This window comes from Pseudomonas kulmbachensis, assembly GCF_963681935.1.
GTDB classification, from domain to species: domain Bacteria; phylum Pseudomonadota; class Gammaproteobacteria; order Pseudomonadales; family Pseudomonadaceae; genus Aquipseudomonas; species Aquipseudomonas kulmbachensis.
The window spans coordinates 4,817,446-4,843,291 of the sequence record NZ_OY817088.1; the positions used below are offsets into that span (position 1 = coordinate 4,817,446).

Sequence of the window (25,846 nt, forward strand, 5' to 3'; positions counted from 1 at the left end):
TGATTTAATAAAATTAAAACAGGGGTTTACAGATCCAAAAGCTCTCCGTATTATGCGCCACATCAACAGCGGCAACGTTGCTGATACTGCCCAGATGGTGAAATTGGTAGACACGCCAGCTTCAGGTGCTGGTGACCGCAAGGTCGTGGAAGTTCGAGTCTTCTTCTGGGCACCAATTCAAGTTTCAAGTGTTTTCATCGAATACATTTGAAACCTCACAAAAACCCGCGAAAGCGGGTTTTTGCGTTTCAGGGGCACGCATCACCCCCTGGCACACCATCGCTTACGACCATCGACCTCGCCGTCAAGTGCACTTGAGAAACAATATCGTTTATTATTGTTACAAGTTTTGTAGTACCCAAGCGAGGAACCCAGCGAATGATGCTCCGAAATACCCGGCTTGCGACATCTCTACTGCGCGGTCTGACTCTCTCCATCCTCGGTCTTGCACTGACCGCCCCCGCCCATGCTGCCGACCCTGTATCGCTGACGCTGTACAACGGCCAGCACAAGGAAGTCGGCGATAACCTCGCCAAGGCCTTCGAAGCCAAAACCGGGATTCACGTCAATGTGCGCAAGGGCAGCAGCAACCAGTTGGCCAGCCAGATCATGGAAGAAGGCGACCGTTCGCCTGCTGACGTGTTCTACGCCGAAGAGTCGCCGCCCCTGAACAATCTGGGCGAGCAGGGTTTTCTGGCCAAGGCCGATGACAGCACCCTGCAAGTGCTGCCCAAGGAGTACGTGGCCGCTAACGGCACCTGGATCGGCGTAACTGCGCGCACCCGCGTTGTCGCGTTCAACCCGAAGAAGATCAGCGAAGACCAGTTACCCAAGTCGGTAATGGATTTCGCCGACCCCGAGTGGCAAGGCAAGATCGGTTTCGTACCTACCAGCGGTGCATTCCAGGAACAGGCCGTCGCCATTATCAAACTGCACGGACGTGAAGCCGCAGAAGAGTGGCTGACCGGCCTGCGTGCCTTCGGCAAGACCTACACCAACAATATGGTGGCGCTCAAAGCGGTAGAAAACGGTGAAGTGGCCGCCGTACTGGTCAACAACTACTACTGGTTTGCCTTGCAGCGCGAAAAGGGCCAGCTGGATTCCAAGCTGTATTACTTCACCGATGGCGATGCCGGCGGCCTGATCACCGTGTCCAGTGCTGGCGTACTCAAGGCCAGCAAACATCCGAAAGAGGCCCAGCAGTTGCTCGCTTACATGGCCAGCGAAGAGGGCCAGCGTGTGATCACCAATACCACCGCTGAATACCCGATGCGCAAAGGCATGGTTTCCGAACGTGGCCTCAAGCCATTTGAAGAGCTGCAACCGCCAAAAGTGACACCTGCCGACCTGGGCAACGCGGAAGAAGCCCTGGACCTGGAACGCGATGTAGGCCTGCTCTGATGCTGTCTGCCGCCCAACCTGCACGCTTTATGCCCACCCGTAAACGGCCTTCGATCTGGCTGCTGTTGCCCGTTCTGCTACTGGTGGGCCTGAGCCTGCTGCCGCTGCTGTATGTCGGCACCAAAGCCTGGCAAGCCGGGTGGTCTGAAGCGCTGCACCTGTTGTGGCGGCCCTATGTCTTTGGCCTGATGCGCAACACCTTGCTGCTGATGGTCGGCGTCACCGTGACCTGCGCTGTGGTCGGCCTGTCCCTGGCCTGGTTGCTGGAACGCAGCAACCTGCAGGGACGGCGCCTGTGGGGCGTAATCCTGTGCCTGCCGTTTGCCGTACCGGCGTTTGTCAGCAGCTTTACCTGGGTCTCGCTCAGCGCCAGCTTTGAAGGCCTGGGCGGAGCGATTCTGGTGATGAGCCTGTCCAAGTACCCGCTGATTTTTCTGCCGGTAGCGGCCACACTGCGCAACCTTGACCCGGCGCTTGAGGAGTCGGCCCGTACCCTGGGCCAGAACCGCTGGGGAGTGTTTTACAACATCACCCTGCCGCTGCTATGGCCCTCGTTGCTGGCCGGTTCGCTGCTGATTGCCCTGCACATGCTGGTGGAGTTCGGTGCACTGTCGATCATCGGCCTGCAGACCTTCACCACGGCGATTTATCAGCAGTTCGAGCTGGAGTTCAGCAACGCCAATGCGGCGATGCTCTCGGCAGTATTGCTGGTGATGTGCTTGAGCCTGCTGTGGCTGGAGCTGAAAGTGCGCGGCAAGGGCCGCCACATTCGTATCGGCCAAGGCGCTGCACGGCGGGCCGAGCAAGTACGTTTGGGTAAATGGTCACTGGCAGGGCAACTGTACTGCCTGGCACTGGCGGTGGTTGGCAGCGGCATCCCGCTGGGGATGTTGGTGTACTGGCTGGTCAAGGGCAGCTCCGCGGCCTTCCCTGTGGCCGAGATTGGCGAAGCGCTACTTTCTTCGCTGTCCCTGGCGCTGGGCGGGGCTGCATTGTGCCTGGTGCTGGCGGTACCGGTCGGGCTGCTGGTGGTGCGCTATAAAGGCCCGCTGGCAATCTGGGCCGAACGCCTGCCCTACCTGCTGCATGCGCTGCCGGGACTGGTGATCGCCCTGGCACTGGTGTACTTCGCCCTGCACTACGTACCGGCGCTGTATCAGACTTCGGCCTTGTTGCTGATTGCCTATGCGCTGCTGTTTTTGCCACTGGCGCAGGCACCGATCCGCACAGCCCTGAACAAGGCAGCACCGCAACTGGAAGAAGCAGCACGAACCCTGGGCGCCACGTCGTTCTCGGCATTTTGCCGGGTGACGCTACCGATCATCTTCCCAGCTCTGGGCGCAGCGTTTGCGCTGGTGTTTTTGGACGGGATGAAAGAACTGACGGCGACCTTGCTGCTTAGCCCTACCGGACTTAACACCCTGGCGACCCAGGTCTGGTCGCATACCTCGAACATCGAGTTTGCCGCGGCCGCGCCTTATGCGGCGTTGTTAATTCTCGTGTCGGGACTGCCGGTGTATCTGCTGACCACGAAGATGTATTTGAGCCGCTGACCCTCACCCCAACCCTCTCCCAAAGGGAGAGGGCGAGGGCAGATTTTTATCTCACGCCCTGAACTGCCCCAAACTCGCTTTAAGCTGCGCCGCCAACCCGTCCAGCACCTTGCCGCTGGCCGTGGTTTGGGTCACCGCCTGCGCAGCACGCTCGGCCTGAGCATGAATCACTTCAACCCGCCCACGTACCGCATGCGCACCTTGCGCCTGATGCTCTGCCGCTTTGGTCGCCTCACCAATGGCGGTATGCACCTGCTCGACTGAAGTCTGCATGGTTTTCTGCAATTGCACGCTGCCACGCAGCACCGCCAACCCCTCATCGGCCTGACGCCCCGCCAGACCAATCGCCGCCACCGCCTCTTTCGCGCCCTGCTGCAACGCCACGATATGTGCCTGAATATCGCCAGTGGAGCTTTGGGTCTTGCTGGCCAGCGCCCGCACTTCATCTGCCACCACGGCAAACCCCCGACCCGTCTCCCCTGCCCGCGCCGCTTCGATCGCCGCGTTGAGGGCCAGCAGATTGGTTTGCTCGGCAATGCCGTGAATAACGGTCAGGACCACTTCGATTTGCTCGCTTTGCTGCGCCAACCGCTCAATCACCTTGGCACCCTCGCCCACCTGCCCCGCCAGCGCCTCAATCAGGCCGCCGACCTTGGCCGAGGTACGAGTGTTTTCATCGGTGGCCTGACGGATATCCACCACCTGCTTGAGCGCGGCCTGCATCGCCTGGCTCTCGGATTGCGCAGCATCCGCCATGGTCGACAGCGCATGCAGACTTTGTGCGACTTCATCACGCTGCAATTGCGCGGCAGCATCCGCCCCGGCATTGCGCAAAGTCATCACGCCGATCTCGACCCCGGTACGCTGCGCCACATCCCCCGCCTCACGCACGATGGGCTGCAACTTGTCGACAAAGCGATTGACCGCCGCCGCCATGTCACCGATTTCATCCTTGCTGTTAAGACCCACGCGCTTGGTCAGATCGCCCTCGCCTGCCGCCAGATCATCCAGCGCGGCGATCAGCAGTAACAATTTGTTGACCACACGCCGCCCCAGCACCACGGCCAGCAACAGCAACACCCCCAGACCAACAATCGCCAACCCCAGGCCAATACGCCAGCGCAAGGTGTCAGCCGCCTCGCGCACGGTCTGCGCGGTGTTGACTTGCATCTGTGCCGCCGCAGCCTGCGCGGACTCCAGGCGAGTGCGCAAAACCCCCGCGCTATCACTGGCCGCGCCTTGCAGGCTTGCACCGACCAACTGATCACTGCTGGCGATCAACCCGTTGAATCGCTGATCCAGGGCCACCAGGTCTTGTTCGATCGACGCCGTTGAGACACCCATCAGCACTTTGCCAATCTCAACGCCATTTGGGCTAATGGAGGCTTCGAGGTAATACACCGAAGGGTCGTGCCGAGCAGCATCCAGTACTTTATCCAGGGCACGCTCACCCTGCCCTTTCTCCAGCAGGGCCTTGTTGATGGGATTATCGCGATTCAAGTAACGCGTCAGGTGCTGACCAGCGGCGTCGTCATACACCACGAACAACACATTGGGATTGCGCTGAGCGCGGCGTGCGAATTCGGATAGTGTCGGGACATCACTGTCCCACATGGCCCGCGGTGCCACGGCGGCCAATAGTTGCGCCATGTCGTTGGCCGAATCCATCAAGCTTCTCTCCAGAGCCGCTCGCACCTGCACCTGCTCTTCTTTCAAGCGCGGCGCCAGGCCCGCCGTCAGCCGCTGACGGGTACTGGCGGAGAGCCCGTCCAGACTGCCTTTGACTTCACGCCCGGCCTGCTCCAGTTCAGCCGTCAGCTTTTGGCTGTCGACCCCCAGGCGCGTGTCCAGATCAGACTCTAATGCCGTCACCGTGCTTCGTGTCAGTGCAACAGCCACCAGCACTTGCACCAAAAGAGCGATACCAAGGGTAACGAATACTGGCCGCAGTAGACGGCTTTGTAACAGTGAGAGAACGGCAGACACAGAAAACCCTCCACTTGGGTGCCATTATTTTGATGGCACGCTTATTGACGGTTTTCACAGCAAGGCTCGTGCCGTATCGCTGGTTTCGCCCTACTCCGCGATTGCGCCACCCAAAAACAGAGCGATTCAGAAATTAGGGAAGCGTCCTACATATCTGATTGCCAGTTCCTGATAGCGTTGTCGAAACCATTTAGGTGGTGCAGTTATAAGCCAAAATAAATGAAAGGATTCAAATATTAAGAAGATCAAGACTCCCCTAACTACTTGGCAAACCTCGGGCACCATTACAACCCGATCGAAATCCAATTGAAGAGTGGGAAATCGTTAAGGCAAGGCAACTTCTATCAAACAAGGTTTAAACATATATCCGTAACACCCCAACTTTATTGAGTTCTTCTCTGCAGGGCATTCGCAGGTCAAAATTGCTGGAGCCAAGGCCATGACGCACTCTTCCGTTCCGCCAGTCGCCGCATCACTCATTGCCACAACCGAAAATATCTTACATATCGCACCTGTATCGAGATACTGGAAAGCTGATGCACCCAGCAATGTCGTGTTTCTCCCCCCGACATTAACCAAACAAACTCTGCTTATACAAATCGGACTCCTGCGCCCATCAACTATCGTTGCAGGAGACCAGGTCATCGATGCAGACGTTATCAACCAATGGCGCATATCCCACCCGTTCGGGGACCTCTTCCTGATTCGCAGAGGTACGAGTCTGGATAAAGTGCGGCTGGACCTGTGCGAATCCAACCACATTCGAGTGATCAATACGCCAGGGGTTAACGCACCGCATGTCGCTGCCTATATTGCGCACTGGCTGACACTGGCCGACGGGGCCATACCCCATGATATTTCAGTGTTGGGATACGGCAATGTCGGCAAAGAGCTTGTTGAATTGCTACTTGATCGAGATCCAAATGTTCGGATCAAGGTGCTGAGTCGATACGCTCAAACGCCGGACGATACCGGGAAAGCCTTTTCCGATAGCAGAGTGTCCTTTGTCTCGGACTGGCTCGAAGCACTGGAGGGCGCCCGTGCTGTCGCCGTATGCGTATCGCTGAATAATGAATCCGTTCACTGCATTGATCAGACACTCATTCGGCGTATGCACAGACAGGCCCGCCTGGTCTGTGTCGCCAAACCGGATGTCTTTAGCGATGATGCTTTGCAGACCCTGGCAGAGGCTGAAGGCATCCAACTGATCCTGGACTACGGGCCTATGACACTGGATGCATTTTGTCTGCGCACACAAGCGCTCGGCTACTGCGCCTCCATGTGGCGCAAACCTGCGACGCTGACTACACAGGCGGCAACAACCGAAGCCTGCAATTGCGACCTGGACTATGCCGTCTCAGTTCATCTGAGCTTGATGGCCTTGCGTGGCCTTGTCAGGCGCAAACTTGCACAGCCATTGACGATCCCCTCTGAGCCGGTAGATGCCGGGGCACCCCGCGTGTCGATCATCGGCAGAGGGATCAATGGCCTGCTCCAGGCGGTGATGTGCCGCCTGGCGAATTATCAGGTCACTGTCTACGGCAGAGCTCAGGAGAGCGATGGCGCCAGTCACAAGAATGTGAACATGCGCCATCTATCAGCAACGGAGACGACTGCAAAGCCGCTACATAACGACTACCTACTCCCCGCAAATCAGTATTTGGCCGTTGAGTGCAATCGCGCAGGCATAGAGCTGTTTGAAAAGCTCCTGGCCGACAACCCATCGTTGGCACCATTCGCCCAAGCACGGGTTATACGAGCCTATATGGCAGATGCCGATGGCGTAGAGGCCGCTATCCTCGAGCAGCGCGATATCGAAAGCAGGCCTTGGCCCAGTGGCAAGCCGGGAAGCGAGCCCGTAGAAATCAGTCAACTGCATTTCCAGGCACGTTATGGAATCCCCGAAATCGGGCGGGCTATTGAGGTATCTGGCTACGACCTGGAGTTTCTCCATGTAATGGATGGGTTAGAGGCGCTTTTACAGCGCTCCGGGGTTCAGTTCCTGCCCCGGCATCTGAGTCGGATTCAAATTGCCGAGCTGAGTAGAGAACACTTCGTCGTCACTGCCATGGGAGTAGAGGAACCAGAAGTAAGAGCGATCATTGGCTGGTTTTTCAAACTGCGCGCTGTCGAGAATGAAGGTGCACAAATGCGCGGGCTCAAGCTGCAGTACGATCTGCCAATCGGCGTCATGAATTGCCGCTTGGACGGCGACCACATTCTTGTCTCTGGCGGGCAGGTTCCACCCGACTCAACGCCGGAGGATAAGAAACAGATACTCGCGGCGTGTCTGGCCGCTGTTTCTCGGCACTTCCCGAAGTCCTACCAAAGGGCGATAGAACGTGGTGACTTGCACATTACTGATTGTGCCCGGCCCGGCACTTCAGATGGACTGTCAATAGTTCACTGGTCCGCACACAACCAAATAGTAGCCGGCGGTACTTATGCCGGGGGTACAACACAGGGATTAGTGTGGGCCTCTTTAGTCCAGGAAATCATCCAGGCAAAAGGTCCTGCAGTTTCAGGAATGTATTACAACTCGCGCAACTCTTGATTATTGGTATCGCCCGGTTTCAGGACTGACTGTTGCTCTTGCAGGTTTAATATAAACACCCCCTCAACGCTCAACTCAACAGGGCGTATATCGCAGGAGGCTCTTGAGCCTGCATAATCCGATAGCCATGTACGCGAGTCTTTTCCAGTATTCAAACGTTCAATACGTGAAGATTTTGTAGTGGCTTGTGATGTTTATAAAAAAGCAGCGCAGCATGCCTGAAACAACAAAAGGCCCCGAAGGGCCTTTTGCTTTACATCAGCTGCGACTTAAGCGAACGGGTGACGCAGAACGATGGTCTCGTTGCGATCCGGGCCAGTCGAGATGATATCGATCGGCGCGCCGATCAGCTCTTCTACACGCTTGATGTAAGCGCGAGCGTTAGCTGGCAGCTCTTCCAGGGTTTTGGCGCCCACGGTCGATTCAGTCCAGCCCGGCACTTCTTCGTACACAGGCTGCAGGCCTACGTAGCTGTCAGCATCGGTCGGTGCAATTTCAACACCATTTGCGTCGGTGTAGCCTACGCAGATGTTGATGGTTTCCAGACCGTCGAGTACGTCCAGCTTGGTCAGGCAAATGCCCGAGATGCTGTTCACATCGATAGCACGACGCAGGATAACGGCGTCGAACCAGCCGCAACGACGAGCACGGCCGGTAGTAGCACCGAACTCGTGACCTTGCTTGGCCAGGTGAGCGCCAACGTCGTCGAACAGCTCAGTCGGGAACGGGCCCGAACCTACACGTGTGGTGTATGCCTTGGTGATGCCCAGGATGTAGTCCAGGAACATCGGGCCAACGCCCGAACCAGTAGCAACGCCGCCAGCAGTGGTGTTGGAGCTGGTCACGTACGGATATGTACCGTGGTCGATGTCCAGCAACGAACCCTGAGCGCCTTCGAACATGATGTCTTTGCCGGCGCGACGCAGGTCGTGCAGCTCGGCAGTCACGTCCAGCATCAGCGGCTTGAGCAGCTCGGCGTATTCCTTGCACTCGGCCAGGGTCTTGTCGAAGTCGATGGCTGGCTCTTTGTAGTAACCGACCAGCATGAAGTTGTGGTAATCCACCAGTTCACGCAGCTTGGCTTCAAAGCGCGGCATATTCAGCAGATCGCCAACACGCAGGCCACGACGGGCAACCTTGTCTTCGTAAGCCGGGCCGATGCCGCGACCGGTAGTACCGATCTTCAGCTCGCCACGGGCCTTTTCACGGGCCTGGTCCAGCGCCACGTGGAACGACAGGATCAGCGGGCAGGACGGGCTGATACGCAGGCGCTCGCGCACCGGTACGCCTTTCTCTTCCAGCTTGATGATTTCACGCAGCAGGGCGTCGGGAGCAACCACGACACCGTTGCCGATCAGGCATTGCACGCCTTCGCGCAACACGCCCGACGGAATCAGGTGCAATACGGTTTTTTCGCCGTCGATTACCAGTGTGTGGCCAGCGTTGTGGCCACCTTGGTAACGCACTACAGCGGCAGCATGTTCGGTCAGCAGATCAACGATCTTGCCTTTGCCCTCATCACCCCATTGGGTGCCCAGGACTACGACATTCTTACCCATAACACTTGTCCTCATTCGCGCAAACTTGGTGCCGGCAGCCGCCGGCAGGAAAACTCAAGAAACCAGTGGCACTACTTGCCACAAGCCGTTCTGCTGAATCAATTGGCGGTCGCAGTCTGCCTCTTGGGCGCCAGCCTGCTGTTGCCCAGGCAACGCCTGAACCACACGCTGACCTTCACTGCGAAGCTGGCAAACCTGCTGCCAGAGTGCCGCATCTGTGCTGTCAGGCATCCAGATACCGCCAGACGGTAGCTCGACTTCAGCACGCCCCAGGGTCACCAGGGTTTTCAAATCGGTCGAGAAACCGGTAGCCGGACGGGCACGTCCGAAAACAGCACCGATATCGTCATAACGACCGCCCTGGGCGATGGAGTCCCCAACGCCCGGTACAAAGACCGCAAACACCACACCTGTGTGGTAGTGATAACCACGTAACTCACCCAGGTCAAAATACAACGGCAACTGCGGGAAACGCACAGACAACCGCTCGGCAATCGCCAGCAAGTCGTCCAGAGCAGCCACAACCGGGGCCGGAGCCTTGGCCAGACGCTCACGCGCAGCAACCAGCACCTCGCGGCCGCCACACAAACTAACCAATGCCTGCAGCATGCCTGCCAAATCAGCCGGCAAACCTTCGGTCAAGGCCGTTACTTCGTCGATCGCCTTGCGTTGCAGGGCGTCGAACAATTGTTGTTCCACTTCAACCGACAGGTTGGCCGCACGGGCCAGACCGCGGTAAATACCAACATGCCCAAGGTCCATGTGCACATCCGGCACGTCGGCCAGTTGCAGCATGGACAGCATCAGGCTGATCACTTCAACATCGCTGCTCGGGCTGGCATCGCCATACAACTCGGCGCCCAGCTGGATCGGGCTACGCGAGGATGACAAACCACGCGGCTGAGCATGCAGCACGCTGCCGGCGTAGCACAGACGACTCGGGCCTTCGCGACGCAGGGTATGCGCATCGATGCGCGCCACTTGCGGCGTGATGTCGGCACGAAAACCCATCTGGCGACCCGTTTGCGGGTCAATAACCTTGAAGGTACGCAAATCGAGATCCTGGCCAGCCCCTGTCAGCAGGGACTCCAGGTATTCGATATGCGGGGTGACGACGAACTCATAGCCCCAGCTCTGGAACAGATCCAACACCTGACGGCGCGCCACTTCAATGCGGGCAGCCTCAGGTGGAAGTACTTCTTCGATGCCATCTGGCAAGAGCCAGCGGTCTACCGTTGCCATTACGCCATTCCCCTATGATCCGGGCGGCCAGCCAAGCAGGCGAGCCTTGAGTAAAGCAGAACGTGGCTGCGTCTTGAGCGCGCACAGCAAAAAAGCCCAAGCGACAGGCTTACACAGCACATTCCTCGAAAAATCTGCCGATGCTGTAACAGCCATTCGGTCAATCAAACATACAGACGCAAAAAAGCCGGGAATTTCCCGGCTGCCGCATCATACACTCGTTTTCTAAAAGGATCACCCCGCCAGGCAATTTGCCCGCCCGGCGGAGTGAATACATGCCCTCTGATGAGCATGCAATACCCTCTGAAAACAGTGTGGGAGCGGCTTGCTGGCGATGGCATCGACTCGATTTGTCAGACAGATCGAGTTGGCTGCATCGCTGGCAAGCCAGCTCCCACTGGCTTGAAGCGCTTTTACTGCTGCGAAGGCTTGGATTTTTCCAGGTAGCGGAAGAAATCACTGCTTGGATCCAGTACCAGAACGTCGCTCTTGTTCGCAAAGCTTTCGCGGTATGCGCGCAGGCTGCGATAGAACTTGTAGAACTCCTGATCCTGGCCATAAGCCTTGGAATAGATCGCGGAAGCCTGGGCATCACCATCACCGCGAGCTTCTTCGGACTGACGATACGCCTCAGCCAACAGCACACGGGCTTGACGATCGGCGTCAGCACGAATGCCTTCTGCCAGCTCGTTACCCTTGGCGCGGTGCTCACGAGCTTCACGCTCACGCTCACTGCTCATGCGCTCGAACACGCTGCGGTTTACTTCTTTAGGCAGGTCGATGGCCTTGACCCGAACATCAACCACTTCGATGCCCAGCTCTTTTTCGGCCATTTTGTTCAACGATGCCGTCAGATCAGCCATCAGCGCATCGCGCTCACCGGACACAACCTCATGCAGCGTGCGCTTGCCGAACTGGTCACGCAGGCCCGATTCCAGACGACGCGACAAGCGCTCGTCAGCAATCTGCTTCAGACCCGAGGTCGCAGTGTAGAAGCGCTCGGCATCTTTTACGCGCCACTTGGCGAAGGCATCAACCATTACCGCTTTCTTTTCCAGCGTCAGGAAACGCTGCGTCGGAGCATCCAGCGTCATCAGGCGAGCGTCAAACTTGCGCACCTGGTTAACGTAAGGAATCTTCACATGCAGGCCAGGCTGAACATCGGCCTGAACCACGCGGCCGAAGCGCAACATAACGGCGCGCTCGGTTTGCGAGACGATGTAGAAGCTGTTCCAGGCAACAATCGCCACGACAACGGCAACAATAAGGGCGATCAGCGATTTATTGCTCATCAGCGACTCTCCCGGGTACGCGGTGGTGTCGGCAGGTCCGGATTGGCATGGGATACCGAATCCTTATTGCCCGCCGCGGCGGCTGAACCCGTTGCCGGGGTGCTGCCATTACGGCCTTCGATCATTTTGTCCAACGGCAAGTACAACAGGTTGCTCTGGCCGTTCTTGTTACCGGTCACGAGTACTTTGCTGGTGTTGCTGAAGACTTCCTGCATGGTGTCCAGATACAGACGGTCACGCGTGACGTCCGGAGCCTTGCGATACTCGGCTACCAGTTTGGTAAAGCGATCTGCCTCACCCTTGGCACGAGAGATCACTTCATCGCGATAGCCATTGGCGTTCTCGATGATGCGCTGAGCCTGACCACGCGCTTCCGGCACTACGCCGTTGGCGTAGCTTTCAGCCTGGTTGCGGGCACGCTGCTCGTCTTCACGGGCACGGATCACGTCATCAAAGGCTTCTTGCACTTCACGCGGTGCCGCTGCGCTCTGCACGTTCACCTGAGTCACGGTGATACCGGTCTTGTAGGTATCGAGGAAGCGCTGAAGACGCTCTTTGATATCTACAGCCATTTGTTCGCGGCCTTCGGTCAGAACCTGATCCATCGCAGTGGAACCCACTACGTGACGCAAGGCGCTGTCGGTGGCCTGCTGCAAGCTGACTTCCGGCTGATCGACATTAAGCACGAAGTCGCGCAGGTTGCTGATCTTGTACTGCACGGTCAACGGCACTTCGACGATGTTCTCGTCTTCAGTGAGCATCTGGCCCTGCTTGGTGTACGCACGCTCACGCGTCACGTTCTCCAGGTACTTTTTATCGAACGGAGGGAAGTAGATGTTCAGACCCGGCCCAACGGTGTCGTAGTACTTGCCCAGGCGCAGCACCACGGCTTGCTCCTGCTCATCGACTACATAGACCGCGCTGTACAGCCAAGCGGCAGCCAGTACGACCAGGCCGATCCCCAGCAGGCCATAACCAGCACCTTTACCGCCGTTCGATCCACCGTCGCTACTGCCACCACGTTTTTTTCCACCACCGAACAACCCATTCAGGCTTTCCTGCAGCTTTCGGAAGGCCTCGTCGAGATCTGGTGGTCCCTTGCGGTCGCCATTATTAGGGCGTTTGCCACCCCAAGGATCTTGATTATTCGAGTTGCCACCCGGCTCATTCCAAGCCATAGCGCTCTCCATCTGATAAAGCAAAGACGCGCCCACGGCGCGCCGACCAATGCTACAGAATGCCTATCACAGCGGCACGACCGCTTTGCGAGGCTTTTATTGCAAAGTGTGTTCTTCGATGAATTCCAGCGGCTGCATCCCTTCGCGGCTGACCAAGCGATTGAGCTCGGATCGCGGCAGGCGTACGTCCAGCAAACTGGAGCCCTCGTCGTCATGTTCTTCTTTCTGCACAACCCCCAGTTCGAAGAACTGTGCACGCAGTCGAGCAAAACGTTGCGGCAAGCGCAAGGTGCCAACAAACAAATCATTGCCCAGCAACTCGGCGATGGCCTGCTCAAGCAACTCCAGCCCTTGACCGTCACGGGCCGATAACCAGACCCGCTGCGGCTTGCCGTCGGCATCACGCTGGATCTGCGGCTCGACACCTTCAAGCAAATCGATTTTGTTGTAGACCTCGAGGATCGGCAAGTCCTGTGCACCAATTTCGCCCAGAACCACCATCACCTGCTCGATCTGCGCCATGCGCTCAGGTTCGTGCGCATCGATTACGTGCAGCAGCAAATCGGAATTGCTCGACTCTTCGAGCGTAGACCGGAAAGCCTCAACAAGCTTGTGCGGAAGGTGACGAATAAAGCCCACGGTATCGGCCAGTACAATCGGCCCCAGGTCGTCCAGATCCAGACGGCGCAAGGTCGGGTCGAGCGTGGCGAACAACTGGTCAGCGGCGAATACGTCAGAACCGGTGACCTTGTTGAACAGCGTGGATTTACCGGCGTTGGTATAGCCCACCAGCGACACTGTAGGAATATCGGCGCGTTGGCGCCCTCTACGGGACTGCTCGCGTTGACTGCGGACTTTTTTCAGACGGGATTTGATCTGGCTGATGCGCACGCGCAACAGACGGCGGTCGGTTTCGAGCTGGGTTTCACCCGGCCCGCGCATACCAATGCCGCCACCTTGACGCTCAAGGTGAGTCCAGCCACGCACAAGACGCGTGCTCATGTGGTCAAGCTGGGCCAGTTCGACCTGCAACTTGCCTTCATGGGTACGGGCGCGTTGAGCGAAGATATCGAGAATCAGCCCGGTACGATCAAGTACGCGACACTCGAAAACACGTTCGAGGTTTCGCTCCTGACTGGGCGTGAGCACGTGATTAAAAATCACGATGTCGACCTTTTCGGCCTTGACCAGGTCGCGCAACTCCTCGACCTTGCCACTGCCAATCAGGTACTTGGCCGATGGCCGATGACGCGGCACGTTAAAAAACGCGACGGTCTCGGCGCCGGCCGATACAGCTAACTCCTGGAACTCCTGCGGATCTTCGCGCGCCTCAGGGTCCTGTCCTTCCAAGTGAACGAGGATTGCCCGCTCACCACCACCGTGGCGCTCAAAGAACAAAGCAGACTCCTATCAAGCGTTACCTGGTTCAGCGTCTGCCAGTTCAGATTCAGCTGCGCTTGGCAGACGAATCGGACGTACTGGTACGACTGTCGAGATAGCGTGCTTGTAAACCATTTGGCTGACGGTGTTTTTCAGCAGAATCACGAACTGGTCGAAAGACTCGATGGTCCCCTGCAGCTTGATCCCGTTGACCAGATAGATGGAAACGCCAACCTTCTCTTTACGCAAAGTATTCAAGTAAGGGTCTTGTAGCGAATGCCCTTTTGACATATGCCGCACTCCTGTAAGGATAAAAAATAGAAACAAAAATTAGATGACCGCTGTCGCCACATCCATAGGATAGACGGCATTTGCCAAGACTCAGCTCAATATGGAGACCGATTCCAGGTATTTCAAGGCTCGTGGCAGATTGTCGCAGTCCAGACTGTCCAACCAATGCAGGTTGTCCCAACTACGCAACCAGGTGAACTGACGCTTGGCCAATTGGCGCGTAGCAATGATGCCGCGCTCCTGCATCTCGGCCGCTGTCAGCTTGCCGTCCAGGTAATCCCAGACTTGGCGATAGCCTACAGCACGTATAGACGGCAACCCTGAATGCAGGTCACTTCTACGGCGCAGGCTTATGACCTCGTCAATGAACCCCTGTTCCAGCATCTGCCCGAATCTTTGTGCAATTCGTTCATGCAGCACCTGACGATTCGCCGGAGCGATGGCCAGATGCGCGACAGTATAGGGCAATTGGCTGTGCCCAGAAGCCGCTGCTTTAGTCGTTTGCTCAGATTGTTTTTGCCGATGCTCCGTCACGCTCATCCCACTGACCCGATAAACCTCCAAAGCTCGCGTCAGACGCTGCGGATCATTGGGATGGATCCGCGCCGCAGACTCGGGGTCGATGGCCGCCAGCTGGTCGTGCAGGGCTCGCCAGCCAAGGCGCTGGGCCTCTTCTTCGAGCTGCGCCCGCACTTCAGCGTCAGCTGGAGGCATATCTGCCAGGCCATCAATCAGGGCCTTGTAATAGAGCATGGTGCCGCCCACCAGCAACGGAATATTGCCCCGCGCGGTGATTTCGGCCATGGCCTTGAGCGCGTCGCGGCGAAAGTCAGCCGCCGAATAGCTTTGCGCCGGGTCGAGAATATCGATCAGTTGGTGAGGATGTGCGGCCAGAATCTCTTTCGAGGGCTTGGCCGTACCGATGTCCATGCCGCGGTAGACCAGCGCCGAATCGACACTGATCAGCTCGCATGGCAGTACCTTGCTCAGCTCGATCGCCAGGTCGGTTTTACCGGCAGCAGTCGGCCCCATCAAAAATATGGCCGGGGGTAAAGCGTTGGAACCTGTCATCAGCGACCGCGCAAAAAGAGTTTGTCCAAGTCGTCCAGGCCCATTTGGGTCCAGGTGGGACGACCATGATTGCACTGACCACTGCGCTCGGTGTTTTCCATGTCACGCAACAAGCCGTTCATTTCCGCAATCGCCAAACGACGATTGGCGCGGATTGCACCGTGGCAAGCCATGGTGCCGAGCAACTCGTTGAGGTGAGCCTGAATCCGGTCACTGGTGCCGTATTCCATCAAGTCGGCCAGTACGTCATGTACCAGACGCTGCGCTTCAGCCTGCTTGAGCAACGCCGGAATCTGGCGGATGGCGAGGGTTTCCGGGCCCAGGCGTTGTAGCTCAAAGCCCAGGCGCTGGAACCACTCGGCGTGCTCTTCGGCGCAATCGGCTTCACGCTGACTGACCGCAATCGATTCCGGCACCAGCAGCGGCTGCCCGCTCAGACCTTCGCTGGCCATGGCGATTTTCAGGCGCTCGTACATGATCCGTTCGTGGGCCGCGTGCATATCCACCAGCACCAGCCCTTGAGCGTTTTCAGCGAGGATATAAATCCCTTTGAGCTGCGCCAAGGCAAAGCCCAGCGGCGGGATATCGCCCTGCCCGTCCGGCAACGGCGCAGCGCCGGCCTCGGGCAATGGCGCAAAGAATTCACGATAGGCATTGCGTGCTTCTTCGACAGGAACCGAAGGCGCGGAAGACTGAGGGCGGTACTGATATTGATAACCTGCCCCGGCCCCCGAACCCGCTACATGCTGGGTCGGCGCAGATTGCGGCTGCTCCAGTACGTTGGCCGCCAAGCGCATTTCACCTTGTGGGCCAAACTCACCGGCATCCAGACCCGTTGGCCGATCAGCCCCCGGTACGGGCGCAGGTGCAGCCAACTGATCTTCCGGGCGCACATCGCCCAAGGCACGGTGCAAAGTGCCGTACAGGAAGTCATGCACCATGCGCCCGTCACGGAAGCGCACTTCGTGTTTGGTCGGGTGCACGTTGACGTCAACCACTGAAGGGTCGACTTCAAAAAACAGTACAAAGGTCGGATGCCGACCGTTGAACAGCACATCGCGATACGCCTGGCGCACCGCATGGGCCACCAGTTTGTCGCGCACCGCACGGCCATTTACATAGAAATACTGCAAGTCGGCCTGGCTGCGCGAGAAGGTCGGCAAGCCGACCCAACCCCACAGATGCAGGCCATTGCGCTCAATCTCGATTGGCAGCGCCTGCTCCAGAAACGCCGAGCCGCACACCGCTGCCACACGCCGGGCGCGGGCAGTATCGTCGTGAGCCTCATGCAGATTGAGGATAGTCTTGCCGTTGTGGCGCAGATTGAACGCCACATCAAACCGCGCCAGCGCCAGACGCTTGATCACTTCTTGCAGGTGATCGAACTCGGTTTTTTCGGTTTTAAGAAATTTACGCCGCGCCGGAGTATTGAAAAACAGGTCGCGCACTTCAACCGAGGTACCCACCGGATGTGCAGCCGGTTGAACCCGCGGTGCCATATCGCGCCCTTCGGTCTCAACCTGCCACGCCTGATCGGCGCCACGGGTACGCGAAGTCAGGGTCAAACGAGCAACGGAGCTGATGGAAGCCAGCGCCTCACCGCGAAAGCCCAGGCTCATCACCCGTTCAAGGTCTTCGAGGTCACGAATCTTGCTGGTGGCGTGACGCGCCAGCGCCAACGGCAAGTCGTCGCTGGAAATACCGCTGCCATCGTCACGCACCCGCAGCAGCTTGATCCCGGCCTGCTCGACGTCCACGTCGATACGCTTGGCGCCGGAGTCCAGACTGTTTTCCAGCAACTCTTTAATCACCGATGCCGGGCGCTCAACCACCTCGCCCGCGGCAATCTGGTTAGCCAGGCGCGGGCTGAGCAGCTCAATCCGTGCGCTGCTGTTCAATACCGCGTCACTCATTGTTGAGCCGCCAGGGCGGTGGCCGGAATATTCAGGTTCTGGCCGATTTTCAACTCATCGGTTTTTAAACCGTTGCTCGAGCGCAGTGTCGCCACGCCCACCTGATAACGCACAGCAATCATCGCCAGAGTTTCGCCAGGGCGAACCGTGTGTTCGCGGGCGCCTTGGGCAATTTTGCCGGTATCACGCAGCCAGGCGATATAAGTGCCCGGTGGTGGGTTTTGCTGGAAGAACTGGCGCACGCCGCTGCTGATCGAACGGGCCAACGCTTGCTGGTGACTGCTCGACGCCAGCTTGGAGGCTTCATTGCTATTGGAGATAAACCCGGTTTCGACGAGGATCGAAGGGATATCCGGCGACTTGAGCACCATAAACCCGGCCTGCTCCACGCGCTGCTTGTGCAACGGTGTCACCCGACCGATGTTGCTCAGGACTTTTTGCCCCACGTTCAGGCTCGAAGTCAGCGAAGCCGTCATCGACAGGTCGAGCAATACGCCTGCCAGCATGCGGTCCTTGTCATCGAGACTCACGTTACCCGCACCACCGATCAAGTCAGAACGGTTTTCGCTGTCTGCCAGCCAACGGGCGGTCTCGGAAGTCGCGCCACGTTCAGACAAGGCAAACACAGAAGCACCAAAGGCTGCCTTGGACGGTGCGGCGTCAGCGTGAATCGACACAAACAGGTCGGCGCCCTTCTTGCGGGCGATTTCGGTACGGCCACGCAGCGGAATAAAGTAGTCGCCCGTGCGCGTCAGCTCAGCCCGGAAGCCTTTCATGCCGTTGATCTGGCGCTGCAGCTCTTTGGCAATCGCCAGCACCACGTCTTTCTCGCGCTGCCCTGCCGAGCCCGAAGCACCCGGATCTTCACCACCGTGACCGGCGTCAATCACAACCACGACACTGCGCTTGCCACTCGGAATCGGCGGCAGTTTCACGTCAGGTTGAGCCGGAGTGACCGGCACCACAGGCACCGTCGCCACGTTGGTGGCAGGCAAGCTTGGTGTGAGGTCGGCACCTTGGTCATACAGGTCGACCACCAAACGATTGCCGTACTGTGCATTGGGCGCCAGAACGAAGCTCTTGGGAGTGACGGCCTTTTTCAGGTCGATCACCACGCGCAAATCTGTTGGGGTTCGTTGCGCCGAGCGCATGCTGGTAATCGGTGTGTTGGCCGTCGCTACATTCAACGGCCCGGCCAGGGTCGCGCCATTGATATCAATCACCAGACGATCAGGCGCCGTCAGGGTAAATACGCTGTGTTGCACTGGGCCAGTAAGATCAAATACCAGTCGTGTGTTGTCCGGCGCCCGCCACAACCGCACGCTTTTGACCTGTGTTGCCGCCACAGCATTGACCGCCATGACACTGAGCAACACACCCACCACACTTACTAACGCGCGAAAGCGCATACCAAACCCCATCATTATTTGTATTCCGGTGCCAATGCGGCACACCAAGACTCGCCACGTGAACCTTGGGGCGTCAGTTTCAGAAAACGCCCGGTGTTGTGCGGGCTAATGGTAATGGTCAGGTCGGGCTTTGGCAAAAAGCCTGCACCTTTATCGGGCCACTCGATCAAGCATAGGGCGTCTTCGTCGAAATAGTCGCGAATCCCCATGTACTCCAGCTCTTCAGGGTCGACCAGGCGATACAGGTCAAAGTGAAAAACGCGAATATCGCCAATTTCGTAAGGCTCAACCAGGGTAAAGGTCGGGCTTTTAACCGAACCGGTATGACCAAGGCCGCGAATCAGGCCGCGGGACAAGGTCGTCTTGCCCATGCCCAGGTCGCCGTCCAGAAAGATCAGGCCGTGTCCTTGAGTAACCGTCGCCAGTCGCGCGCCAAATGCGCTCATTGCCTCTTCATCGGCCAGTTGCAGTGTTATTTCGTGCACGGTGCGTGTTCCTCCAACAACTGTCGAATGGCTGGAATCAAATCACTGGCCGCCAGCCCACGGCCCAATTGTCCTTGTTGTTCTCCGGCGCGGGCATGCAGCCACACCGCCAGGCACGCCGCATCAAAAGCGTTCATGCCCTGAGCCAGCAGCGCGCCAATCACGCCTGCCAGCACATCACCCAAACCGGCCGTGGCCATCGCCGGGTGACCGTCATTACAAATGGCCAACTCGCCAGCCAGCCCTGCTACCAGACTGCCTGCACCTTTAAGGACGCACACAACTGAATACTTTTTAACCAGGGCGCGAGCCGCTGCCGGGCGATCAGCCTGTACTTGTTCGGTACTGATACCCAATAAACGCGCAGCTTCACCAGGATGCGGGGTGATCACCGAACCGGGCGCCAGCTCAATACCTGAGTTGGACAGCAGATTCAGTGCATCGGCATCCCACACCTGAGGCATTTTTGCCTGCGCAGCAGCCGACAACAGACTACGCCCCCAAGGCCCTTGGCCCAACCCCGGCCCGACTACAACCACCGAGGCCTGCGCCAAAACGCCCATCAACTGATTGGCCGACGAGACCCCCAGGGTCATCACCTCAGGCACGCGGACCAAGGCTGCGGCCACGTGCTCGGGGCGCGTAGCCAGCGATACCAGCCCTGCGCCACAGCGCAATGCTGCGTGTGCGCTCAAGGCAATCGAGCCGCCAAACCCACGGTCGCCGCCCACCAGCAGCACATGCCCGAACTGGCCTTTATGGGCACTTGGAGCACGTGCAGGCAGCCGTGGCAGGTTATCTGCGCGAAGGGCTTTGGGTCCAACTGACAGGTGTTTGGTCTGGGGCATGCGTGTCGAGCTCCGATGTCTGGCAGAATTATACGCATCTCAGCTCCGGTTTCTCTTGCCTCATGCCTGCTATTACTGCCGATCTCCCCGCTCTCGCTCAGTCCATCAAGGAATGGGGTCGTGAGTTGGGCTTTCAACAAGTCGCCATTGCTGGCCTCGACCTGGGAGAACACGAACACCATCTGCAACGCTGGCTCGATGCGGGCTATCACGGCGACATGGACTACATGGCCGCCCACGGCAGCAAGCGCTCACACCCTGACGAGCTGGTACCCGGCACATTGCGCGTGGTTTCCCTGCGCATGGACTACCTGCCCGGCGACACCCATATGGCGCAATTACTGGCCCAACCCGAAAAGGCCTACGTGTCGCGCTACGCCTTGGGCCGCGACTACCACAAGCTGATCCGCAAGCGCGTACAGCAATTGGCCGACCGCATTCAGGCGGATATTGGCCCGTTTGGCTTCCGCGCCTTTGTCGACAGCGCCCCGGTGCTGGAAAAAGCCATCGCCCAACAAGCTGGTTTGGGCTGGATCGGCAAAAACACCCTGGTGCTCAACCGCAAGGCGGGCAGTTACTTCTTCTTGAGCGAGTTATTTGTCGACTTGCCGCTGCCGGTCGACCCACCCCACGAGACCGAACACTGCGGGCGCTGCACCGCTTGCCTGGATATTTGCCCCACCAATGCCTTTGTCGGGCCCTATGTGCTGGATGCACGCAAATGCATTTCGTACCTGACCATCGAGCTGAAAACCGCGATCCCCGAAGAACTACGCTCAATGATCGGCAATCGGGTGTTTGGCTGTGATGACTGCCAGATCGTGTGCCCGTGGAACCGTTTTGCCCGTACCACGGCTGAAGGCGACTTCAAGCCCCGGCATAACCTGGACAACGCAGGGTTGGCCGAACTGTTTATGTGGGATGAAGACACGTTTTTGAGCCGCACCGAGGGTTCACCGCTACGTCGGGCGGGGTATGAGCGCTGGTTGCGTAATTTGGCGGTAGGGTTGGGCAATGCGCCTTCAACGATCCCGGTACTGGAAGCGCTGAAGGCTCGGCGTGACTACCCGTCAGAGCTGGTACAAGAGCATGTGGAGTGGGCGCTTGAACAGCACGCCCAACGTGCCTGACACACCGCCACTCCCCCAGGTTCGTGCCTGCAGCTTAATGCTCATCGTTATAAACGAACTTGGGCATTTCCCAGTTAAAGCGAATCGCCAGCAAGCGCAGCAATAACCCACCGAACAGCGTGACGAAAATCGCCTGCTCATTGGGCATTTCCATATAAGTACACAGCAAGAAACACCAGGCCGCTGCAAACGACACGCTGGCATACAGCTCGCGGCGGAAGATCAACGGAATGTCGTTGCAGAAGATGTCACGCAAGATGCCACCAAAAACCCCGGTAATCACCCCGCTCACCGAAGCCACCAGCATGCCCTGGCCCATTTCCAGGGCGGTCATGCAGCCAATCAAGGTAAACGCCACCAGTCCCAACGCATCGAGGACCAAAAACAGCGAGCGCAAATGGCGCATCAATGGCGCGATAAAGATCGTCACCAGTGCGGCGAAAGTGGTCAACACCAGATATTCCGGGTGTTTCACCCAGGTCAGCGGGTAATGCCCCAGCAGCACGTCGCGCACCGAGCCGCCGCCTAACGCGGTGACGCAGGCAATCAGCACCACCCCGAACCAGTCCATGCCCCGACGCCCGGCAGACAGCGCGCCAGTCATGGCTTCAGCAGTAATGGCAACTAAATAGAGCATCAACAACATGGCGGCGATCCTTGCAATAAGGCGCGCAGTCTACTCAGTTGGTGCGGGCACCAAAAGGGGGCAGCCGGGAGTCTGCTTCTGCAGCAGCTGCCGAAGGCTGCGATAAGGGCCGAAGGACCTTCAACAGCAGGGCCGCTACGCGCTCCATCGCGGCCTGCGGCAGCGGCTACAGAGCACTGATTAGAACTTGATGAAGTGCTTGCGGTAGTGCTGCAACTCGGCAATCGATTCGCGGATGTCATCCAGCGCCAGATGCGTGCCCTTTTTTACCAGGCTGTCGCGCACTTCCGGGGCCCAGCGAGCTACCAGCTCTTTAAGCGTCGAGACGTCCAGGTTGCGATAGTGGAAGTAGCTTTCGAGGGCTTTCATGTGGGTGTACAGGAAGCGGCGATCCTGGCAGATACTGTTGCCGCAGATCGGCGATTTGCCTTTTGGTACCCATTGTTCCAGAAACGCGATGGTCTGCGCTTCGGCTTCAGCCATGGTCGTGGTGCTGTCCTTGACCCGTTGGGTCAGGCCGCTGCCGCCGTGGGTGCGGGTGTTCCACTCGTCCATGCGGGCCAACACTTCATCACTGTGGTGGATGGCAATCACAGGGCCTTCAGCCAAGGTGTTGAGGTTGCTGTCGGTGACGATGGTGGCCATTTCAATAATGACGTCGTTGTCAGGGTCCAGACCGGTCATTTCCAGGTCGATCCAGATCAGGTTCTGCGCGTTTTGCATAATGGCCTCCAGTGCTTAGTCGCGCAGTTTAGCTTAGGCATGCGGCCCTCGTGCTAAACTCGCCAGCGTTTTACCTTCCTTATCGTTTTATCAACACGGAACACCCATGGCCAAACGCCAGCTCAATCGTCGTCAGAATTGGCGCATCGAAAAGATCCAGGGCGAGCGCGCTGCCCGCGCCGCCAAACGCGAATCCAGTGCCGTCGAAGCGCTTGAAGGCGGTGATTTAGGCCCCGAGCAACTCGGTCTGGTGATCGCGCACTTTGGTGTGCAGGTCGAAGTCGAAGCCCAGGAAGGCGAGCTCAAAGGCCAGATGTTCCGTTGCCATCTGCGTGCAAACCTGCCCGCACTGGTCACCGGTGACACGGTTGTATGGCGCGCAGGCAATCAGGGCATCGGCGTTATCGTCGCCCAGTTGCCGCGTAAAACCGAGCTGTGCCGTCCTGACAGCCGTGGCCAACTCAAGCCGGTCGCCGCCAACGTCGATATGATCGTGATTGTGTTCGCGCCCATGCCCGAGCCGCACGCCAACCTGATCGACCGCTATCTGGTGGCCGCCGAGCACGCCGGGATTCGCCCGCTGTTGCTGCTCAACAAGGCTGACCTGATCGACGACCAAAACTCACCGGCGCTCAATGCGTTGCTGGGGGTTTATCGCCAGCTGGGTTATCCGGTGCTGGAAGTGTCAGCCCATCACGGCGACGGCATGCAGCAGTTGCAAGCGCAACTGGATGGCCATATCAGCGTGTTTGTGGGCCAGTCGGGCGTGGGCAAGTCGTCCCTGGTCAACAGCCTGCTACCAGAGGTCAACCTGCGGGTTGGGCCGTTGTCGGAAGTCTCCGGCCAAGGTACGCACACCACCACCACGGCGCGGTTGTTCCACTTCCCGGGCGGTGGCGAGTTGATCGACTCCCCGGGTATTCGCGAGTTCGGTTTGGGCCACGTAAGCCGCGCCGATGTTGAGGCGGGCTTTATCGAGTTCAACGACTTGATCGGCACTTGCCGCTTCCGCGACTGCAAACACGACCGCGAGCCGGGCTGTGCTTTGCTGATGGCTCTTGAAGATGGCCGCGTGCAGCAGCAACGCATGAACAGCTATCGCTCGATCATTGCCAGCTTGCCTGAGTCGAGTTACTAAGCCGCATAAATGTAGCCGCTGCCGCAGGCTGCGATCGAGCCCGAAGGGGTCGCGCTTTTCAGAGCGAAGGTCCTTCGGACCTTATCGCAGCCTGCGGCAGCGGCTACAAAGTTACGGTGCCTTGTCGTCAAACAAGTTGAGCTTCTGGCGCTCTTCATGCATCGGCATCGGCTGTTTATCGGCGGGCAACTTGATCGGATCGACCGGGCCTTTGGGCAGATCCTGTGGCTTCACCGACTCTGCCCCTTGCTCACCCTCAATCGCTTGCTGGGCCTTTTTGGTCAGTACCACGATATCGATTCGGCGGTTGATCGGGTTATAGGGGTCGGCCTTGTCGAACAACACTGACGAGGCATAACCCACTACCCGGGCAATCTGCGTTTCCGGGTAGCTGCCCGCCACCAGGGCACGCCGGGCCGCATTGGCGCGGTTGGCCGACAACTCCCAGTTGCCAAAATCACCACCTCCCGCATAGGGCATGGCATCGGTGTGGCCGCTGATGCTGACTTTGTTGGGCACAGCCTTGATGGTGTCAGCCATGGCCAGCAAGATATCTTCGAAGTACGGCTTGAGCCGCGCACTGCCAACATCAAACATCGGCCGGTTTGCCGCGTCGGTGATTTGAATTCGCAGACCGTCAGGGGTGATCTCGAACAGCAGCTGATCCTTGAATTTGCGCAGTTGCGGGTTTTCTTCAACCTTGTTCTGCAACTCCTGAAGCAGCAGTTCAAGGCGCTCTTTCTCGACTTGTTCGGCCATGCTCTCAACCTGCTCCGCATCGACCTTGATCTTGTCGGGCTGCGGCTGCAGTTTTTCTTCAGGATTGAGGGTGTTCTCCGGCGCCAACGCGGGCGTGCCGCCCAAATCAATGATGTACGGCGTGCCGCTCTCACTGAAACCGATCGGGTCTTTGAAATACCCGCCAATGGCGATTTTTTGCTCTGGAGTGGCGGCCGTCATCAGCCACATCACCAGGAAGAACGCCATCATTGCCGTGGCAAAGTCAGCGAAGGCAATTTTCCAGGCACCACCGTGATGGCCTGAAGCGTAGCGTTTGACGCGTTTGATGATGATGGGTTGGTTGTTTTCCATAAATCAGCGACCGCGAACCACTTGTTCGAGCTCGGAAAAACTTGGTCGATGCTTGGGATACAGCACTTTACGACCAAATTCGACTGCCAGTGACGGCGGCATGCCCGAGGCCGAAGCTACCAGCGAAGCCTTGATCGACTCGTACACGTTGAGTTCTTCCTTGGCGTCGTGAGCCAAGGACGTCGCCAAAGGCCCGAAGAAACCGTACGCAGCCAAAATACCGAAGAACGTCCCCACCAAGGCCGCACCAACGTGCATGCCGATTGCCGCCTGATCACCTTCACCCAGCGAAGCCATGGTCACGACAATACCCAATACCGCCGCCACAATACCGAAGCCGGGCATTCCGTCCGCGATCCCGGTAACGGCATGGGAAGGATGCTCCAGTTCTTCCTTGAGGTTGAACAGTTCCATGTCGAACAGCCCCTCCAGCTCGTGGGGTGCCATGTTGCCCGACGACATGATGCGCAGGTAATCACAGATAAACGCGGTCATGCGCTCATCTTTAAGTACCGTGGGGTATTTGGAGAAGATCGGACTTGCAGCCGCGTCTTCAATATCGCTCTCGATGGCCATCATGCCTTCGCGGCGACTCTTGTTCAGAATCTCGTAAACCAGCCCCAGTACTTCCAGGTAAAAAGCGTGGGAGAACCGCGAGCCAAACATGCCGAGTGATTTTTTGATCACATGCATGGTCATGTAACCGGGGTTGGCTTGCAGGAACGCGCCAAAGGCCGCCCCACCGATGATCAAAACCTCGAACGGCTGGATCAGCGCCCCGATCTTGCCGTGGGAAAGCACGTATCCGCCGAGCACACTCGCGAACACAACAATGATGCCGATAATTTTAGCCATAGATATAAAGGTACTTAGTAAGTCGGGGTCGAGGTCATATTCCAGCGAAGCTAAAACTCTTCTTCTCCTTATCGGCGAATCTGCGCCAGACTATAGGCGG

At 58.1% G+C, this 25,846-nt stretch carries 21 protein-coding genes, 1 tRNA gene and 1 pseudogene; 6 read left to right on the forward strand and 17 right to left on the reverse strand.

Annotated elements, in window-relative coordinates:
• The first annotated feature begins 88 nt into the window (after positions 1-88).
• From U5A05_RS22105 to U5A05_RS22115, 3 genes are all read left to right on the forward strand, one after another.
• Positions 89-175 (forward strand) — tRNA-Leu (locus U5A05_RS22105).
• A 203-nt stretch (positions 176-378) separates the two neighbouring features.
• Positions 379-1,401 (forward strand): iron ABC transporter substrate-binding protein, encoded by a 1,023-nt coding sequence (locus tag U5A05_RS22110; RefSeq protein WP_261739966.1) that lies wholly within the window; start codon positions 379-381, stop codon positions 1,399-1,401.
• On the forward strand, positions 1,401-2,954 hold the full coding sequence (locus U5A05_RS22115) for an ABC transporter permease (RefSeq protein WP_321834859.1): 1,554 nt from the start codon (positions 1,401-1,403) through the stop codon (positions 2,952-2,954). The genes U5A05_RS22110 and U5A05_RS22115 overlap by 1 nt, the downstream gene beginning before the upstream one ends.
• Positions 2,955-3,005: 51 nt before the next feature.
• Here U5A05_RS22115 and U5A05_RS24355 read toward each other — a convergent pair whose 3' ends face one another.
• A complete protein-coding gene (locus U5A05_RS24355) occupies positions 3,006-3,890 on the reverse strand; it encodes a methyl-accepting chemotaxis protein (protein ID WP_395247920.1) in 885 nt (294 codons plus the stop codon).
• A 21-nt stretch (positions 3,891-3,911) separates the two neighbouring features.
• Positions 3,912-4,622, reverse strand: a pseudogene (locus tag U5A05_RS24360) (methyl-accepting chemotaxis protein); the annotation flags it as partial.
• Between the two features lie 757 nt (positions 4,623-5,379).
• On the opposite strand from U5A05_RS24360, the gene U5A05_RS22125 reads away from it, so the two are divergent.
• The gene (locus U5A05_RS22125) at positions 5,380-7,494 is read left to right on the forward strand and encodes an FAD-dependent oxidoreductase (RefSeq protein WP_321834861.1); all 2,115 of its coding nucleotides are present in this window, start codon (positions 5,380-5,382) and stop codon (positions 7,492-7,494) included.
• Positions 7,495-7,763: 269 nt separating this feature from the next.
• Here U5A05_RS22125 and U5A05_RS22130 read toward each other — a convergent pair whose 3' ends face one another.
• The 11 genes from U5A05_RS22130 to U5A05_RS22180 form a co-directional block, all read right to left on the reverse strand.
• Entirely contained in the window at positions 7,764-9,053 is a 1,290-nt protein-coding gene (locus U5A05_RS22130; RefSeq protein WP_261739970.1) for an adenylosuccinate synthase, read from the reverse strand.
• 54 nt (positions 9,054-9,107) lie between these two features.
• Positions 9,108-10,295: an ATP phosphoribosyltransferase regulatory subunit gene (locus U5A05_RS22135; RefSeq protein ID WP_261739971.1), complete on the reverse strand. Its 1,188-nt coding sequence runs from the start codon at positions 10,293-10,295 to the stop codon at positions 9,108-9,110.
• A gap of 413 nt (positions 10,296-10,708) precedes the next feature.
• Positions 10,709-11,587, reverse strand: a complete 879-nt coding sequence (gene hflC, locus U5A05_RS22140; RefSeq protein ID WP_261739972.1) for a protease modulator HflC — start codon at positions 11,585-11,587, stop codon at positions 10,709-10,711.
• Positions 11,587-12,765 carry an FtsH protease activity modulator HflK gene (gene hflK, locus U5A05_RS22145; RefSeq protein WP_261739973.1) on the reverse strand — a complete coding sequence of 393 codons (1,179 nt, stop codon included), beginning with the start codon at positions 12,763-12,765 and terminating at the stop codon, positions 11,587-11,589. Before hflK ends, hflC begins: the two co-directional genes overlap by 1 nt.
• Positions 12,766-12,861: 96 nt before the next feature.
• Positions 12,862-14,163 carry a ribosome rescue GTPase HflX gene (hflX, locus tag U5A05_RS22150; RefSeq protein ID WP_261739974.1) on the reverse strand — a complete coding sequence of 434 codons (1,302 nt, stop codon included), beginning with the start codon at positions 14,161-14,163 and terminating at the stop codon, positions 12,862-12,864.
• 12 nt (positions 14,164-14,175) lie between these two features.
• Positions 14,176-14,436, reverse strand: coding sequence for an RNA chaperone Hfq (hfq, locus tag U5A05_RS22155; protein ID WP_003439025.1), 261 nt, complete (start codon positions 14,434-14,436; stop codon positions 14,176-14,178).
• A gap of 90 nt (positions 14,437-14,526) precedes the next feature.
• Positions 14,527-15,507: a tRNA (adenosine(37)-N6)-dimethylallyltransferase MiaA gene (miaA, locus tag U5A05_RS22160; RefSeq protein WP_321834864.1), complete on the reverse strand. Its 981-nt coding sequence runs from the start codon at positions 15,505-15,507 to the stop codon at positions 14,527-14,529.
• Positions 15,507-17,420, reverse strand: a complete 1,914-nt coding sequence (gene mutL / locus U5A05_RS22165; protein ID WP_425262890.1) for a DNA mismatch repair endonuclease MutL — start codon at positions 17,418-17,420, stop codon at positions 15,507-15,509. Before mutL ends, miaA begins: the two co-directional genes overlap by 1 nt.
• The gene (locus tag U5A05_RS22170; protein WP_261742510.1) at positions 17,417-18,841 is read right to left on the reverse strand and encodes an N-acetylmuramoyl-L-alanine amidase; all 1,425 of its coding nucleotides are present in this window, start codon (positions 18,839-18,841) and stop codon (positions 17,417-17,419) included. Before U5A05_RS22170 ends, mutL begins: the two co-directional genes overlap by 4 nt.
• A 2-nt stretch (positions 18,842-18,843) precedes the next feature.
• Positions 18,844-19,314: a tRNA (adenosine(37)-N6)-threonylcarbamoyltransferase complex ATPase subunit type 1 TsaE gene (gene tsaE / locus U5A05_RS22175; RefSeq protein WP_261739976.1), complete on the reverse strand. Its 471-nt coding sequence runs from the start codon at positions 19,312-19,314 to the stop codon at positions 18,844-18,846.
• The gene (locus U5A05_RS22180; RefSeq protein ID WP_321834867.1) at positions 19,302-20,162 is read right to left on the reverse strand and encodes an NAD(P)H-hydrate dehydratase; all 861 of its coding nucleotides are present in this window, start codon (positions 20,160-20,162) and stop codon (positions 19,302-19,304) included. The genes tsaE and U5A05_RS22180 overlap by 13 nt, the downstream gene beginning before the upstream one ends.
• 62 nt (positions 20,163-20,224) lie before the next feature.
• Between U5A05_RS22180 and queG the strand changes: the two genes are divergently transcribed.
• The gene (gene queG, locus U5A05_RS22185; RefSeq protein ID WP_321834868.1) at positions 20,225-21,292 is read left to right on the forward strand and encodes a tRNA epoxyqueuosine(34) reductase QueG; all 1,068 of its coding nucleotides are present in this window, start codon (positions 20,225-20,227) and stop codon (positions 21,290-21,292) included.
• A 34-nt stretch (positions 21,293-21,326) separates the two neighbouring features.
• Here the strand turns inward: queG and U5A05_RS22190 are convergent, their stop codons facing one another.
• Both U5A05_RS22190 and orn read right to left on the reverse strand, forming a co-directional pair.
• A complete protein-coding gene (locus U5A05_RS22190) occupies positions 21,327-21,938 on the reverse strand; it encodes a trimeric intracellular cation channel family protein (protein ID WP_016783297.1) in 612 nt (203 codons plus the stop codon).
• A 180-nt stretch (positions 21,939-22,118) separates the two neighbouring features.
• A complete protein-coding gene (orn, locus tag U5A05_RS22195) occupies positions 22,119-22,661 on the reverse strand; it encodes an oligoribonuclease (RefSeq protein WP_133076648.1) in 543 nt (180 codons plus the stop codon).
• Between the two features lie 106 nt (positions 22,662-22,767).
• On the opposite strand from orn, the gene rsgA reads away from it, so the two are divergent.
• Complete coding sequence (gene rsgA / locus U5A05_RS22200; RefSeq protein ID WP_019826259.1) at positions 22,768-23,799, forward strand: small ribosomal subunit biogenesis GTPase RsgA; 1,032 nt, start codon at positions 22,768-22,770, stop codon at positions 23,797-23,799.
• Between the two features lie 111 nt (positions 23,800-23,910).
• Here rsgA and motB read toward each other — a convergent pair whose 3' ends face one another.
• Complete coding sequence (motB, locus tag U5A05_RS22205) at positions 23,911-24,891, reverse strand: flagellar motor protein MotB (RefSeq protein ID WP_321834875.1); 981 nt, start codon at positions 24,889-24,891, stop codon at positions 23,911-23,913.
• A 3-nt stretch (positions 24,892-24,894) separates the two neighbouring features.
• Positions 24,895-25,746 (reverse strand): flagellar motor stator protein MotA, encoded by an 852-nt coding sequence (motA, locus tag U5A05_RS22210; RefSeq protein WP_261739980.1) that lies wholly within the window; start codon positions 25,744-25,746, stop codon positions 24,895-24,897.
• Positions 25,747-25,846 lie beyond the last annotated feature (100 nt).